Annotated in this window: 15 protein-coding genes; 14 read left to right on the top strand and 1 reads right to left on the bottom strand. The window is 71.9% G+C overall.

Going from position 1 to position 13291, the window contains the following annotated elements:
* Positions 1-134: 134 nt before the first annotated feature.
* The 3 genes from ACWGO0_RS36585 to ACWGO0_RS36575 are packed head-to-tail and all read left to right on the top strand — an operon-like array spanning position 135 to position 3630.
* Positions 135-1715, top strand: a complete 1581-nt coding sequence (locus ACWGO0_RS36585; RefSeq protein ID WP_453544711.1) for a sodium/solute symporter — start codon at positions 135-137, stop codon at positions 1713-1715.
* Positions 1716-1753: 38 nt separating this feature from the next.
* Positions 1754-2341: a helix-turn-helix domain-containing protein gene (locus ACWGO0_RS36580; protein ID WP_453544707.1), complete on the top strand. Its 588-nt coding sequence runs from the start codon at positions 1754-1756 to the stop codon at positions 2339-2341.
* A gap of 23 nt (positions 2342-2364) precedes the next feature.
* Positions 2365-3630, top strand: coding sequence for an MFS transporter (locus ACWGO0_RS36575; protein ID WP_453544705.1), 1266 nt, complete (start codon positions 2365-2367; stop codon positions 3628-3630).
* Positions 3631-3668: 38 nt separating this feature from the next.
* Here ACWGO0_RS36575 and ACWGO0_RS36570 read toward each other — a convergent pair whose 3' ends face one another.
* A complete protein-coding gene (locus ACWGO0_RS36570) occupies positions 3669-4301 on the bottom strand; it encodes a TIGR03085 family metal-binding protein (protein WP_453544703.1) in 633 nt (210 codons plus the stop codon).
* An 85-nt stretch (positions 4302-4386) separates the two neighbouring features.
* Here ACWGO0_RS36570 and hisI point away from each other — a divergent pair, with 85 nt between their 5' ends.
* The 11 genes from hisI to lgt all read left to right on the top strand — a co-directional run bounded on the left by hisI (position 4387) and on the right by lgt (position 13235).
* Entirely contained in the window at positions 4387-4791 is a 405-nt protein-coding gene (gene hisI, locus ACWGO0_RS36565; RefSeq protein ID WP_453544701.1) for a phosphoribosyl-AMP cyclohydrolase, read from the top strand.
* A gap of 11 nt (positions 4792-4802) precedes the next feature.
* Positions 4803-6296, top strand: coding sequence for an anthranilate synthase component I (locus tag ACWGO0_RS36560; protein WP_453544699.1), 1494 nt, complete (start codon positions 4803-4805; stop codon positions 6294-6296).
* A 14-nt stretch (positions 6297-6310) separates the two neighbouring features.
* Positions 6311-6970 carry a TIGR02234 family membrane protein gene (locus tag ACWGO0_RS36555; protein ID WP_453544697.1) on the top strand — a complete coding sequence of 220 codons (660 nt, stop codon included), beginning with the start codon at positions 6311-6313 and terminating at the stop codon, positions 6968-6970.
* A 95-nt stretch (positions 6971-7065) separates the two neighbouring features.
* A complete protein-coding gene (locus tag ACWGO0_RS36550) occupies positions 7066-7314 on the top strand; it encodes an HGxxPAAW family protein (RefSeq protein ID WP_453544695.1) in 249 nt (82 codons plus the stop codon).
* 125 nt (positions 7315-7439) lie between these two features.
* Positions 7440-7868 (top strand): DUF2752 domain-containing protein, encoded by a 429-nt coding sequence (locus ACWGO0_RS36545; protein WP_453544709.1) that lies wholly within the window; start codon positions 7440-7442, stop codon positions 7866-7868.
* Positions 7869-8001: 133 nt separating this feature from the next.
* On the top strand, positions 8002-8811 hold the full coding sequence (trpC, locus tag ACWGO0_RS36540) for an indole-3-glycerol phosphate synthase TrpC (protein ID WP_453544693.1): 810 nt from the start codon (positions 8002-8004) through the stop codon (positions 8809-8811).
* Between the two features lie 8 nt (positions 8812-8819).
* Positions 8820-9035, top strand: coding sequence for a tryptophan biosynthesis modulator TrpM (gene trpM, locus ACWGO0_RS36535; RefSeq protein WP_453544691.1), 216 nt, complete (start codon positions 8820-8822; stop codon positions 9033-9035).
* A 139-nt stretch (positions 9036-9174) separates the two neighbouring features.
* A complete protein-coding gene (gene trpB / locus ACWGO0_RS36530) occupies positions 9175-10413 on the top strand; it encodes a tryptophan synthase subunit beta (RefSeq protein ID WP_453544689.1) in 1239 nt (412 codons plus the stop codon).
* Complete coding sequence (gene trpA, locus ACWGO0_RS36525; RefSeq protein ID WP_453544687.1) at positions 10410-11231, top strand: tryptophan synthase subunit alpha; 822 nt, start codon at positions 10410-10412, stop codon at positions 11229-11231. Before trpB ends, trpA begins: the two co-directional genes overlap by 4 nt.
* Before the next feature lie 75 nt (positions 11232-11306).
* Positions 11307-12131, top strand: a complete 825-nt coding sequence (locus ACWGO0_RS36520) for a DsbA family protein (RefSeq protein ID WP_453544685.1) — start codon at positions 11307-11309, stop codon at positions 12129-12131.
* Between the two features lie 99 nt (positions 12132-12230).
* Entirely contained in the window at positions 12231-13235 is a 1005-nt protein-coding gene (gene lgt, locus ACWGO0_RS36515; protein ID WP_453544683.1) for a prolipoprotein diacylglyceryl transferase, read from the top strand.
* The last annotated feature ends 56 nt before the right edge of the window (positions 13236-13291 follow it).

Here is a 13291-nt window from a genome sequence, read left to right as displayed (position 1 = left end):
GCACAGACCTCCCCCCGGCACCCTGTCCCCCCGCCCCCACCCCGCGCCGGCCGCTGTACCCGGACACGGTCACCTGGTGCCGTAACCGGCATGTCTTCTTCCACGCCACCACCTCCGGCACCGGAGTCCCACCGATGAGCGGCGCCGTCGACGCCCGGTCCCTCGCCGTGGTCATCTTTCTCGGGTTCGTCGCCGTCTCCCTGCTCCTGTGCGGACTGGCCGCCGCCGACCAGGACGATCCGGAGCACTTCTACGCGGGCGGCGCCGCCCTCGGCCCCGTGGGCGGCGGGCTCGCCATCGCGGGGGACTACATCTCCGCCGCCACGCTGCTCTCCACGACCGGCTCCGTCGCGCTCGCCGGATTCGACGGGGTGCTGTTCGCGCTCGCCACCGTCGCCTCCCTCGTCCTCGTCATGCGTGTGCTCGCCGAACGGATGCGCCGCAAGGGCGTGTTCACCCTCGGCGACTTCCTCGCCGACCGGCTCGGCGACCGCTCGGTGCGCCGGGCGCTCGGCGTCACCACGCTCGTCGTCCTCGTACCGCTCCTGCTGGTGCAGCTCACCACCGCCGGGCACGTCATGACCGCGATGTTCGGACTGCCGGACGGTGCGCTCACCGGCTGCACCGTCGCCAGCGGAACCCTGATGATCTGCTACTCGGCGTTCGGCGGCATGCGCGGCACCGGCTACATCCAGATCCTCAAGGTGGGCGTCGTACTGGCCGCCGTCACCCTGCTCGCAGGGCTCGTGCTCGCCCGGTACGGCTGGTCGCCGTTCGCCCTCTTCGAGGCCGCGCGGAACGGCAGCGGGCAGGGCGGCGCCTATGCCCGCCCCGGGCTCCAGTTCGGCCACGGGCTCGCCGGAAGCCTCGATCTCATCGGCTTCCAGTGCACGCTCGTCCTCGGCGCCGCCTGCATGCCGCACATCATGATGCGGCTGTATCCGCTGCGGGACGCCTACACCGCGCGCCGTGCCGCCGTCTGGTCCGTGGGCCCGGTCGCCCTCCTGTGCACCGGGATCGTCGTCGTCGGGCTCGGCGCTTCGGCCCTGCTGGGCCAGGGCGTCCTGCGCGCCGCCGACCCGGCGGGCAACACCGCCCTGCTCCTCGTCACCGGCGCCCTGGACCCGGGCGCCGACGGCCCCCGGCACAGCCCGCTGTTCGCCCTCGTCGCCTGCGCGGCCTTCGCCACCACCCTCGCCGCCGTCGCCGGTATCACCCTGGCCGCCGCCTCGTCCCTCGCCCGCGACTTCGCCGTACGGTCCGGCGCGCAGGGCGCCGGGAAGGCATCCCGCAGGGAGATCCGCAGGGCCCGTTGGGCCGTCGCCGCGATCGGCGCACTCGGCGTCCTGGCGTCCGTGTACACCCAGGACCGCAGCCCGCAGGTGCTGCTCTCCCTCTCCTTCGCGGCGGCGGCCTCGATCCTTCCGCCCGTGCTCCTGTACGCACTCTTCCGGCCGGGCTTCACCGCCCGCGGGGTGCGCTGGACCGTATACGGGACGCTGCCGCTGATCCTCGTCCTGATGACGCTGTCGCCCGCCGTCTCCGGCTCGCCCGTCGCCCTCTTCCCGGAGTACGACTTCCACTGGTTCCCGCTCCAGACCCCGGGACTCGTCACGATCCCCGCCGGGTTCCTGCTCGGCCTGCTGGGCTCTCGGCAGCGGGCACCGCGCGCCTCGGGCACCCACCGGAACTCCGCAGCATTTATTGCGCAATAAAGATTGCGCAAGTTTTCTTTCCTGTCTACGTTGGGGGCATGGCAAGCAGGGAATCCCGCCGTGTCTCGGACCTGGGCACGCTCAAGGCATTCGGGCACCCGCTGCGGATGAAGCTCTACCGCGCGCTCTTCATCGCCCGCCTGGCCACCGCCTCGCAACTGGCCGAGCAGGTCGACGAGGCGGTCTCACTCGTCAGCTACCACCTGCGCAAGCTCGCCGACCACGGTCTGATCGAACCGGCCGATGGCGAGGGCAAGGACGGCCGCGAGCGCTGGTGGCAGCCCGCGTCGAAGGGGCTGAATTTCCACGACGAGGACTTCAGCGACGCGCCGGAGAAGGCCGCCACCCACGCCGCCGTCGGCCGGCTCGCGTTCGACCAGCACATCGAGCTCTACCGCGGCTACCTCGACGCGCAGCAGAGCTGGACTCCCCAGTGGCGCGGCGCGGCCTCCAGCTCCGAATACCTGACCAGGCTCACCGCCGATGAGCTGGCCGACCTCACCCGCGAGATGCACGGGCTCATCGACCGGTACGAGGAGCTCGGCCGCTCCCGCGACGAGGCGGGCGACACGGAGGGCCGGGAGAACGTCGCCCTGCATCTGTACGGATTCCCGTTCCGCATCTGAGCCCGCACCCGAGAGGACGCCCCGTGACCGGCACGCTCACGCCCGCCCGGACCACCGAACGCCCCGCCCACCGCGACGGCAACGTGCTGCGCTGGCTCGGCGCGTACACCGCTTCGATGATCGGCGACAGCGTCTACTTCATGGCGCTCGCCTGGGCCGCGACCCGTACCGGAAGCGCCGCCCAGACCGGACTCGTGCTCGCGCTCGGTTCCATACCCAGGGCGGTCCTGATGCTCGGCGGGGGAGTGCTCGCCGACCGGTTCGGACCCCGCCGCGTGGTCATCGGCAGCGACGCCGCCCGCTGCCTCGTCGTCCTCGGCCTCGCCGGCGCCCTGCTCCTCACCTCGCCCACGCTGTGGATGCTGATCGTCGTCGCACTCGTCTTCGGCGCGGTCGACGCCCTCTTCCTGCCCGCCGTCGGCGCTCTGCCGCCGAGGATCAGTGCCCCGGGGCAGCTGGCCCGCATCCAGGGCCTGCGCGGACTCGCAGCCCGTACCGCCAACGTCGTCGGAGCCCCGCTCGGCGGCGCGGCGGTGGCCATCGGCGGCCCCCGGCTCGGGTTCGCGGCGGCCGGGGTGCTCTTCGCCCTCGCGCTCCCGCTGCTCATCGCCGTACGCATCCGCCCGCTGCCCCAGCACAAGACGCCCGAGCTTGAAGAAGCCGCCTCCCAGCCTCCCGCCACCGTCTGGCAGGAGCTCACCGACGGGCTGCGCCACATCCGCCGCCACCGGCTGCTCGGCGCGCTGCTGCTCGTCCTCGCCATCAGCGAGCTCGGCTTCGTAGGACCCCTCAACCTCGGGCTCATCCTGCTCGCCGAGCAGCGCGGCTGGGGCGCCGCCGGGATGGGCTGGATCGTCGCCGGGTTCGGCACCGGGGCGGGAGCGGCGGCCCTGCTCCTCACCGTCCGGGGGAGGGTCCCCCGCGCCGGACTCGTCATGTGCCTGACGGTCGTGGTCGGCGCGGTCGCGATCGGCGCACTCGCCTTCGTCCCGTCGGTCGCCGTGGCGACCGCCACCGGAGTCCTCGTCGGCCTCTTCGCCGGACTGGCCGGCTCCCTGTGCGCGGCCCTCATCCAGACCACGGCCGAGCCCGCCTACCTGGGCCGGGTCACCGCGGTCTCGACACTCTTCACCCACGCCGTCTCACCGCTCAGCTACCCGGTCACGGGAGCGGCCGTGGCCGCCTGGGGCACCGGCCCCGTCTTCGTGGCCAGCGCGGCGCTCTGCGCGGCCGGAGGCGTCACCGGCCTGGCCGTCACCACCCTGCGCCGCGCCGAACTGCCGCGCTGACCCCGGCCCCGTACGCGTGGGAAGACAGGCCCGAGGACCTACATGCCGAGCTGCGACAGCTGCAGCCTGGCCACGGTGTCCTCGTCGCCCTCCAGCCCCACCTTCGCCGTGTCCTGGCGCCCGCACACGAACATCAGCAGCTCGCCCGGCTCCCCGGTGACCGTCACCACCGGCGACCCCTTGCGGGCCACCGCCGTCTGGCCGTCGGGGCGGCGCAGCACAAGACCGACCGGCGAACGGTGGCCCAGCATCCGCGCCGTCCGCTCGATGCGCGACCACAGAACATCGGAGAAGACCGGGTCCAGGTCGCGCGGCGACCAGTCCGGCTGGGCCCGGCGCACATCCTCCGCGTGCACGAAGAACTCGACGGTGTTGGCGGCCTCGTCCAGCTGTTTGATGCCGAACGGGGACAGCCGCGGGGGACCCGTACGGATGAGCTGGATCAGCTCCTCGTACGGCTTCGCGGCGAACTCCGCCTGCACCCGCTCCAAGCGGTTCTTGAGCGCGCCCAGCAGAACTCCGCCCGCCGCGTCCGGGCGGCGCTCGCGCACCACCACATGGGCGGCCAGGTCACGGGTCTTCCAGCCGTCGCACAGAGTCATCGCCTCCGGACCCGCCGCCTCCAACAGGTCGGCGAGCAGAAGACGTTCACGCTTCGCATGGGTCGACATGTCTGCCAGCCTACGACCGGGCCCCGCGGTCCGCCCAGTGGACGCACGCCCGGAAGGCCCTCCTTGTCACGGCACAATGGGGCACATGACCAGCACGCCCACGCCCGGTACGCCGTCGCACGGCACGCCAGGGACGACACCCGCCAGCGGCCTCGACCCCGCCATCGCCGCCCGCCTCAAGCGCGGCGCCGACGGACTGGTCCCGGCCATCGCCCAGCAGTACGACACGGGCGAGGTACTGATGCTCGGCTGGATGGACGACGAGGCGCTGCACCGCACCCTCACCACGGGCCGCTGCACCTACTGGTCCCGCAGCCGCCAGGAGTACTGGGTGAAGGGCGACACCTCAGGCCACATCCAGCAGGTCAAGTCGGTCGCCCTCGACTGCGACGCCGACACGGTGCTCGTACAGGTCGACCAGACGGGCGCCGCCTGCCACACGGGCGACCGCACCTGCTTCGACGCCGACGTCCTCCCTCTCGCGCAGTAAGGTCACCGGCCATGGATCTTGAGACCTTCCGCAAGCTGGCCGTCGACCGGCGCGTCATCCCCGTCAGCCGCAGGCTCCTCGCGGACGGCGACACCCCGGTCGGGCTCTACCGCAAGCTCGCGGCCGAACGCACCGGCACCTTCCTCCTGGAATCCGCGGAGAACGGCCGGACCTGGTCCCGCTACTCCTTCATCGGCGTCCGCAGCGCCGCCACCCTGACCGCCCGCGACGGGCAGGCCCACTGGCTCGGCACCCCGCCCGTCGGGGTCCCCGCCGACGGTGACCCGCTGCAGGCCCTGCGCGCCACCATCGAGACCCTGCATACCCCCCGCGACCTGGCCGTCGACGAGAAGCTCCCGCCCTTCACCGGCGGCATGGTCGGCTACCTCGGCTACGACATCGTGCGCAGGCTGGAGCGGATCGAGGAGCACGGCGGCGACGACCTGAAGCTCCCCGAGCTCACCATGCTGCTGACCTCGGACCTCGCCGTGCTCGACCACTGGGACGGCACGGTCCTGCTGATCGCCAACGCGATCAACCACAACGACCTGCAGACCGGTGTCGACGAGGCGTACGCGGACGCGGTGGCCAGGATCGACGCCATGGAGCTGGACCTGCGCCGCCCCGTCGAGAACGCCCCCGCCGTACTGCCGCCCTCCGAGCTCCCGCCCTACACCGCCCTGTGGGGCGGCAAGGCCTACCAGGACGCGGTCGACGACATCAAGGAGCGCATCAGGGCCGGCGAGGCATTCCAGGTGGTGCCCTCCCAGCGCTTCGAGACTCCGTGCACCGCGAGCGCCCTGGACGTCTACCGGGTGCTGCGCGCCACCAACCCCTCGCCGTACATGTACCTCTTCCGCTTCGACGGCTTCGACGTCGTCGGCTCCAGCCCGGAAGCCCTGGTCAAGGTCGAGGACGGGCGGGCCATGGTCCACCCCATCGCAGGCACCCGGCACCGCGGCGCCACCCCGCAGGAGGACCAGGCCCTCGCCGACGAACTCCTCGCGGACCCGAAGGAGCGCGCCGAGCACCTGATGCTCGTCGACCTCGGCCGCAACGACCTGGGGCGGGTCTGCGAACCCGGCAGCGTCGAGGTCGTCGACTTCATGTCGGTCGAGCGGTACTCGCACGTGATGCACATCGTCTCCACCGTCACCGGCCACGTCGCCGACGACCACACCGCGTTCGACGTCCTCACCGCCTGCTTCCCCGCCGGCACCCTCTCCGGGGCGCCCAAGCCGCGCGCGATGCAGATCATCGAGGAACTCGAACCGACCAGGCGCGGACTGTACGGAGGCTGCGTCGGCTACCTCGACTTCGCGGGCGACTCCGACACCGCGATCGCCATCCGCACCGCCCTGCTCCGCGACGGCACCGCTTACGTCCAGGCCGGAGCGGGTGTCGTCGCCGACTCCGACCCGGTCGCCGAGGACACCGAATGCCGCAACAAAGCCGCCGCGGTCCTGCGCGCGGTCCATACGGCCAACCGCCTCCGCGGCCAATGAGGCGGTAAGGGATAGTGGGGTACGTGAGTGCTGTGCCCGTACCCCAGACCCGTACCCGAGCCGCCACCGCGCCCGACAGCGCCGGAAGCCGCCGGAGCCTGGCCGCCGCCCTGCTCCTCGGTGCGGCAGGCTCGACCGTCGTACTGCTCGCGTCAGGACAGACGTGGGCCGAGGGCGAGGCCGCCGTCGGCGGCGGGACCCTGCCGCTGACGGCCGACGGCCAGGACGTCACCGGCCTCCCCGCGGCCCTGGCCATCGTCGCCCTGGCCGCCCTCGTCGCCGTGTTCGCCGTCCGCCGCGGCGGCCGTGCGCTCGTCGCCGGGCTCCTCGCCCTCAGCGGCCTCGGCGCCGGCCTGAGCGCCTTCCTCGGCGCGTCGGACAGCGCGGCCCTCGACGAGAAGGCCGCACAGACCACCGGCAACACCTCGGCCACCATCGACGCCCTCACCCACACCGCCTGGCCGTACGCCACGGCCGTCGGCGGGCTGCTGATCCTCGTCGCAGGGCTGCTCGCCCTGCGCTACGGAAGCCGCTGGCCCACCATGTCGGGACGGTACGAGCGCGACGGCACGCCCCGCCCCCGCAAGGCCGCACCCGCCGCCGCGGACCCCGACCGACCCGAGGACCTGTGGAAGGCCCTGGACCGCGGCGAGGACCCGACGCGCGAGGTATGACCCCCCAGCTCACGCCCTACCCGCACGTACGGGACAATGGGACCGAGCTTTCCGCACAGCGATACCTTCAGCGCAACACCAACGAGGAGCAACTCATGGCGGGCACCAGCCACGGACACACCCCGGCCGCCTGGACCGGTGTCATCATCGCGTTCATCGGTTTCTGTGTCGCAGGCGTCTTCATGGTCGCGGCCAACCCGCTCGGCTTCTGGGCCGGCGTCGCCGTCGTCTTCATCGGCGGGGCCGTCGGTCTCGCCATGAGGGCCGCCGGTCTCGGCATGCCGAAGGAGTCGTCGGAGCTGGCCCAGGCCAGGGCGCGCGCGGGACAGGCCCAGACCTCCTGACCCTCCGCCCCAGGACGTACGACGCGAGGCGCAGCCCGGCCCGGGCTGCGCCTTTCCGTATCAGCGGGGACAATCACCGGGTGGAGCCCTCGCCAGCACAAGACGCCGCCCCGCCGCACGCACCCGTGTTCGCCGCCGCCCCCGACCCCGTGCCCGTCTCCCGGCTCAGGAGGCTCGCCACGCCCGTCGGCGTGATGGCCGCCGTCGTCGGAGCCTTCGGTTACGTGGCAACGGTCGACCCGAACGAACCGGGCCACTACCCGGTCTGCCCGCTGCTCCAGCTGACCGGCGTGTTCTGCCCCGGCTGCGGCGGGCTGCGCAGCGCCCACGCGTTCGCCCACGGCGACATCGGCGCCGCACTCGGCTCGAACGCGCTCGCCGTCGTCGGCTACGCGGTCTTCGCCGTCGTCTGGGTGCTGTGGACGGTCCGTGCCGCGCGGGGGAAGCCCCTGCGGATCGCCCTCGCCCCGGCCTACTGGTGGGGCATCGGGGCCGTGGTGCTGATCTTCGCGGTCGTCCGGAACCTGCCGTTCGGCTCGGCGATGGCGCCATGAATGCCCAGGTAGTGGGACGCGAGCCGACACGATGCGGGCCCAGCGGCCTCCTGCGGATACCATCGTCATGGCTGATCCTGTTCCCTCATCAACATCATCAACGTCATCACCGTTCCGGAAGGGGGCCGCTCGCGTGAGTGTGCTCGACGAGATCATCGAAGGCGTTCGCGCCGACCTCGCGGAGCGGCAGGCGCGCGTCAGCCTCGACGAGCTGAAGGAGCGCGCCGCGCGCGCTCCCGAGGCGAAGGACGGAGTCGCCGCACTGCGCGGCGAGGGCGTCACCGTCATCTGCGAGGTCAAGCGTTCCAGCCCCTCCAAAGGGGCCCTGGCCGCGATCGCCGACCCGGCCGCGCTCGCCGCGGACTACGAGGCCGGCGGCGCGTCCGTCATCTCCGTCCTGACCGAGGAGCGCCGCTTCGGCGGCTCGCTCGCCGACCTGGAGGCCGTCCGCGCCAAGGTCGACATCCCGATCCTCCGCAAGGACTTCATCGTCACCTCGTACCAGCTGTGGGAGGCCCGCGCCTACGGCGCCGACCTCGCCCTGCTGATCGTCGCCGCCCTCGACCAGGAGGCCCTCGTCTCGCTGATCGAGCGCGCCGAGTCGATCGGTCTGACGCCGATCGTCGAGGCGCACGACGAGGAGGAGGCGGAGCGCGCAGTAGACGCCGGAGCGAGGATCATCGGTGTCAACGCGCGCAACCTGAAGGACCTCAAGGTCGACCGCTCCACCTTCGAGCGCGTCGCCCCCGAGATCCCCGACCACATCGTGAAGGTCGCCGAGTCCGGCGTCCGCGGCCCGCACGACCTCATCGCCTACGCCAACGCCGGCGCCGACGCGGTGCTCGTCGGCGAGTCCCTCGTCACCGGCCGCGACCCGCGGTCCGCCGTCGCCGACCTGGTCGCCGCAGGCGCCCACCCGGCGCTCCGGCACGGACGGAGCTGACCTTCCCGATGCCCGCCGTCCGTCCCGCGTCCCGCGTCCGGCCGGGCCTGCGCCCCGCCGGGGCACAGGCCCGGGACCCGCACGCGCCGCTGGCGCGCGGCTGCCGCCCACGCGGCTGCCGCGCCCCCGCGAGGCGCGTGCACGGCCGGCGTGTGCGGTACGTGATCGGCGACGAGCCGGGACAGGTCAACGGCATGCGATGGCGCACGGGGTCCGCGCCGTAGCGAGCCCCGGCCGTCACCCCTCGTCGCAAACGGGGGACACGCACGACCGCACCGCCCCGACCGCACCCCGGTCGGCGTGGCGCTCCGCTCACGGCGCATACGGTGAACCCACCCGTTGCAATGTCGAGGAGCATGTCGGATGTCGTCTGACTTCTTCATTCCGGACCCCGAGGGTCTGATCCCCAGCGCCGAGGGCTATTTCGGCGCGTACGGCGGAAAGTTCATCCCGGAGGCGCTCGTCGCCGCCGTGGACGAGGTCGCCGTCGAGTACGACAAGGCGAAGAGCGACCCGAACTTCGCGGCCGAGCTCAACGAGCTCATGGTCAACTACACCGGCCGGCCCAGCGCGCTGACCGAGGTCCCGCGCTTCGCCGAGCACGCGGGCGGCGCACGGGTCTTCCTCAAGCGCGAGGACCTGAACCACACCGGCTCGCACAAGATCAACAACGTGCTGGGCCAGGCCCTGCTCACCAAGCGCATGGGCAAGACCCGGGTCATCGCCGAGACGGGCGCGGGCCAGCACGGCGTCGCCACGGCGACCGCCTGCGCGCTCTTCGGGCTCGACTGCACCATCTACATGGGTGAGATCGACACCGAGCGGCAGGCGCTGAACGTGGCGCGGATGCGGATGCTCGGCGCCGAGGTCATCGCGGTGAAGTCCGGTTCCAGGACCCTCAAGGACGCCATCAACGAGGCGTTCCGCGACTGGGTCGCCAATGTGGACCGTACGCACTACCTCTTCGGCACGGTCGCGGGACCGCACCCCTTCCCGGCGATGGTCCGCGACTTCCACCGGGTGATCGGCGTCGAGGCACGGCGGCAGATCCTGGAGCGGGCCGGCCGGCTGCCGGACGCCGCGGTCGCCTGCGTCGGCGGCGGCTCCAACGCCATCGGCCTCTTCCACGCCTTCATCCCGGACGCCGGGGTCCGTCTGATCGGCTGCGAGCCCGCCGGACACGGTGTGGAGACCGGCGAGCACGCGGCGACCCTGACCGCGGGCGAGCCGGGCATCCTGCACGGCTCGCGGTCCTACGTCCTCCAGGACGAGGAGGGCCAGATCACCGAGCCGTACTCGATCTCGGCCGGACTCGACTACCCGGGCATCGGCCCGGAGCACGCCTACCTGAAGGACGTCGGCCGCGGCGAGTACCGCGCGGTCACCGACGACGCCGCCATGCAGGCGCTGCGCCTTCTCTCCCGCACCGAGGGGATCATCCCGGCCATCGAGAGCGCGCACGCGCTGGCCGGGGCCCTGGAGGTCGGGCAGGAGCTCGGCAAGGACGGGCTGATCCTGATCAACCTGTCCGGCCGCGGCGACAAGGACATGGACACGGCCGCCCGGTACTTCGGGCTGTACGACACGGAGGGGGCCAAGTGAGCGGGCACAGCGGCAACACGGAACTGCTGAGTACGACACTGGCGAAGGCGAAGTCGGAGGACCGGGCGGCGCTCATCGCGTATCTGCCCGCCGGATTCCCGACCGTCGACGGCGGCATCGCGGCGGTCAAGGCGGTCGTCGCCGGAGGCGCCGACATCGTCGAGATCGGCCTCCCGCACAGCGACCCGGTGCTCGACGGACCGGTCATCCAGACCGCCGACGACATCGCGCTGCGCGGCGGCGTCAAGATCGCCGATGTGATGCGTACGGTCCGCGAGGCGTACGAGGCGACCGGCGCCCCGATCCTCGTGATGACGTACTGGAACCCCATCGACCGGTACGGCATCGAACGCTTCACCGCCGAGCTCGCCGAGGCGGGCGGCGCCGGGTGCATCCTGCCCGACCTGCCGGTCCAGGAGTCCGCGCTGTGGCGCGAGCACGCGGCCAAGCACGGTCTCGCGACCGTGTTCGTCGTCGCGCCCAGCAGCCAGGACAAGCGGCTCGCCACCATCACGGCGGCGGGATCGGGCTTCGTCTACGCGGCCTCGCTCATGGGGGTCACCGGCACCCGTGCGTCGGTCGGCGAGCAGGCCCAGGACCTGGTCCGGCGCACCCGCGCCACCACCGGCCTGCCGGTCTGCGTGGGCCTCGGCGTCTCCAACGCCGAGCAGGCCCGGGAGGTCGCGGGATTCGCGGACGGCGTGATCGTCGGCTCCGCCTTCGTCAAGCTGATGCTGGACGCCGACGACGAGGCCGCGGGCCTCGAAGCGGTCCGCGCATTGGCGGGCGAACTGGCCGAAGGCGTTCGAAAGCGCTGACACCGGGTGTAACCCGTACGGGTGGACCTGGACCGGGGAGGCACGCACGTGCCTCCCCGGTTCGTTGCTGCGGGTGTGAGCGACAAGAACCGTGAAGGAAGCAGGGCCGCGCGCGACCGGCTCGTCCAGCAGCGTGAGCGGGAGAGGGCGCGCGAGCGCCGTCGGCGCACGCTGATCGTCGCGAGCGCGGTGGTGGGGGTGCTCGGCCTGGCCGCGGTCGTCGGCCTGATCGCGGCCAACGCGGGTAAGGATGACGGGGACAGCGGGGCGGGGCCCGTGGTCGCGCCCTCGGGTGCGACAGGCGAGGACAGTCTCACCCTGCCCGTCGGGGCGGACGGCGCGCCGTCCACGCTCACGATCTGGGAGGACTTCCGCTGCCCGGTCTGCGCCCAGTTCGAGACCGCCTTCCGGGACACGATCACGGAGCTGGCGGACAGCGGCCAGATCAAGGTCGAGTACCACCTCGCCACGATCATCGACGGAAACCTCGGCGGCAGCGGATCGCTGCGGGCCGCCAACGCGGCGGGCTGCGCGCAGGACGCCGGGAAGTTTCCGGCGTACCACGACGTGCTCTTCCAGAATCAGCCTCCCGAGCCCGACGACGCCTTCGGCAAGAACAGCAAGCTGATCGAGCTGGCCGGCGAGGTCGAGGGCCTCGACACCCCGGCCTTCCGCAGCTGCGTGGAGAGCGGAAAGCACGACAGCTGGGTCCAGAAGTCCAACACGGCCTTCCAGAACGGCGGATTCCAGGGCACTCCGACCGCCCTGCTCAACGGCGAGTCGATCTTTCCGAGCAAGGACGGCGAGCAGATCACCGAGGCGAATCTGAAGAAGTGGGTCGCCGAGGCCAACAAGGGCAAGAAGCCGGCGAAGGTCACTCCGACGCCGTCGGCCTCCTGACGAGGGTGCGCGGCGGGCGCGTGCGCGCCGCCCCGTTACCCAGAAGTTGCCGGACGGCTTGCCGTTCGTCCCACCCGGCAAGGTAGCGTCGACCCCGTCATGAACCTTGCCTTCATTCCCAGCCCGTCGACCGGTGTGATCGATCTCGGCCCGATCCCCCTTCGCGGCTACGCGTTCTGCATCATTATCGGTGTCTTCGTCGCCGTCTGGTTCGGCAACAAGCGCTGGGTCGCCCGCGGCGGGAGAGCCGGCACAGTTGCCGACATCGCCGTCTGGGCCGTGCCCTTCGGTCTTGTCGGCGGCCGGCTCTACCACGTCATCACCGACTACCAGCTGTACTTCAGCGACGGTGAGAACTGGGTCGACGCCTTCAAGATCTGGGAAGGCGGCCTCGGCATCTGGGGCGCGATCGCGCTCGGCGCGGTCGGTGCCTGGATCGGCTGCCGCCGCCGCGGAATCCCGCTGCCCGCCTGGGCCGACGCGCTCGCACCCGGTATCGCTCTCGCCCAGGCCATCGGCCGCTGGGGCAACTGGTTCAACCAGGAGCTGTACGGCAAGCCGACCGACCTGCCCTGGGCGCTGGAGATCAGCGAGGGCCCGAACCGGGTCGCCGGCACCTACCACCCGACGTTCCTGTACGAGTCGCTCTGGTGCATCGGCGTCGCGCTGCTGGTGATCTGGGCGGACCGCCGGTTCAAGCTCGGACACGGGCGGGCGTTCGCGCTGTACGTCGCGGCGTACTGCACGGGCCGCGCCTGGATCGAGTACATGCGGGTCGACGAGGCCCACCACGTGCTGGGGCTCCGCCTCAACGTGTGGACCTCGATCATCGTCTTCGTGCTCGCCGTGACGTACATCGTGATCTCGGCGAAGGTACGGCCGGGCCGCGAGGAGATCGTCGAGCCGGACCCTGCCGAGCGGGTCAAGCTGTCCAAGGACAGTGACAGCGCCGCCGACAGCGACGGCGGGAGTGACGGCGACAGCGCCGCCGACGGTGAGGCCAAGGCCGACGACGACGCCGGCGAGGACGCCACCGACGACACCACCGAGGGCTCCGACGAGCCCGAGACGAACGGTGCTCCGAAGACCGCCGACAAGAGCTGACCGCTCCCGGACGCACTCTCTCCTCTTGATCGCCGGACGGGCTTGATTTCCAAGCC

The organism is Streptomyces sp. NPDC055749 (assembly GCF_053617235.1).
Note: the sequence above shows the minus strand (reverse complement) of the source record. Positions and strands in the feature narration are given on the sequence as shown.

What these genes read in the sequence shown, in the direction of transcription:
- ACWGO0_RS36585 (WP_453544711.1), top strand. Translation starts at nt 135, where the DNA reads ATGAGCGGCGCCGTCGACGCCCGGTCCCTCGCCGTGGTCATCTTTCTC.
- ACWGO0_RS36580 (WP_453544707.1), top strand. Translation starts at nt 1,754, where the DNA reads ATGGCAAGCAGGGAATCCCGCCGTGTCTCGGACCTGGGCACGCTCAAG.
- ACWGO0_RS36570 (WP_453544703.1), bottom strand. Translation starts at nt 4,301, where the DNA reads ATGTCGACCCATGCGAAGCGTGAACGTCTTCTGCTCGCCGACCTGTTG.
- hisI (WP_453544701.1), top strand. Translation starts at nt 4,387, where the DNA reads ATGACCAGCACGCCCACGCCCGGTACGCCGTCGCACGGCACGCCAGGG.
- ACWGO0_RS36560 (WP_453544699.1), top strand. Translation starts at nt 4,803, where the DNA reads ATGGATCTTGAGACCTTCCGCAAGCTGGCCGTCGACCGGCGCGTCATC.
- ACWGO0_RS36550 (WP_453544695.1), top strand. Translation starts at nt 7,066, where the DNA reads ATGGCGGGCACCAGCCACGGACACACCCCGGCCGCCTGGACCGGTGTC.
- trpM (WP_453544691.1), top strand. Translation starts at nt 8,820, where the DNA reads ATGCCCGCCGTCCGTCCCGCGTCCCGCGTCCGGCCGGGCCTGCGCCCC.
- trpB (WP_453544689.1), top strand. Translation starts at nt 9,175, where the DNA reads ATGTCGTCTGACTTCTTCATTCCGGACCCCGAGGGTCTGATCCCCAGC.
- lgt (WP_453544683.1), top strand. Translation starts at nt 12,231, where the DNA reads ATGAACCTTGCCTTCATTCCCAGCCCGTCGACCGGTGTGATCGATCTC.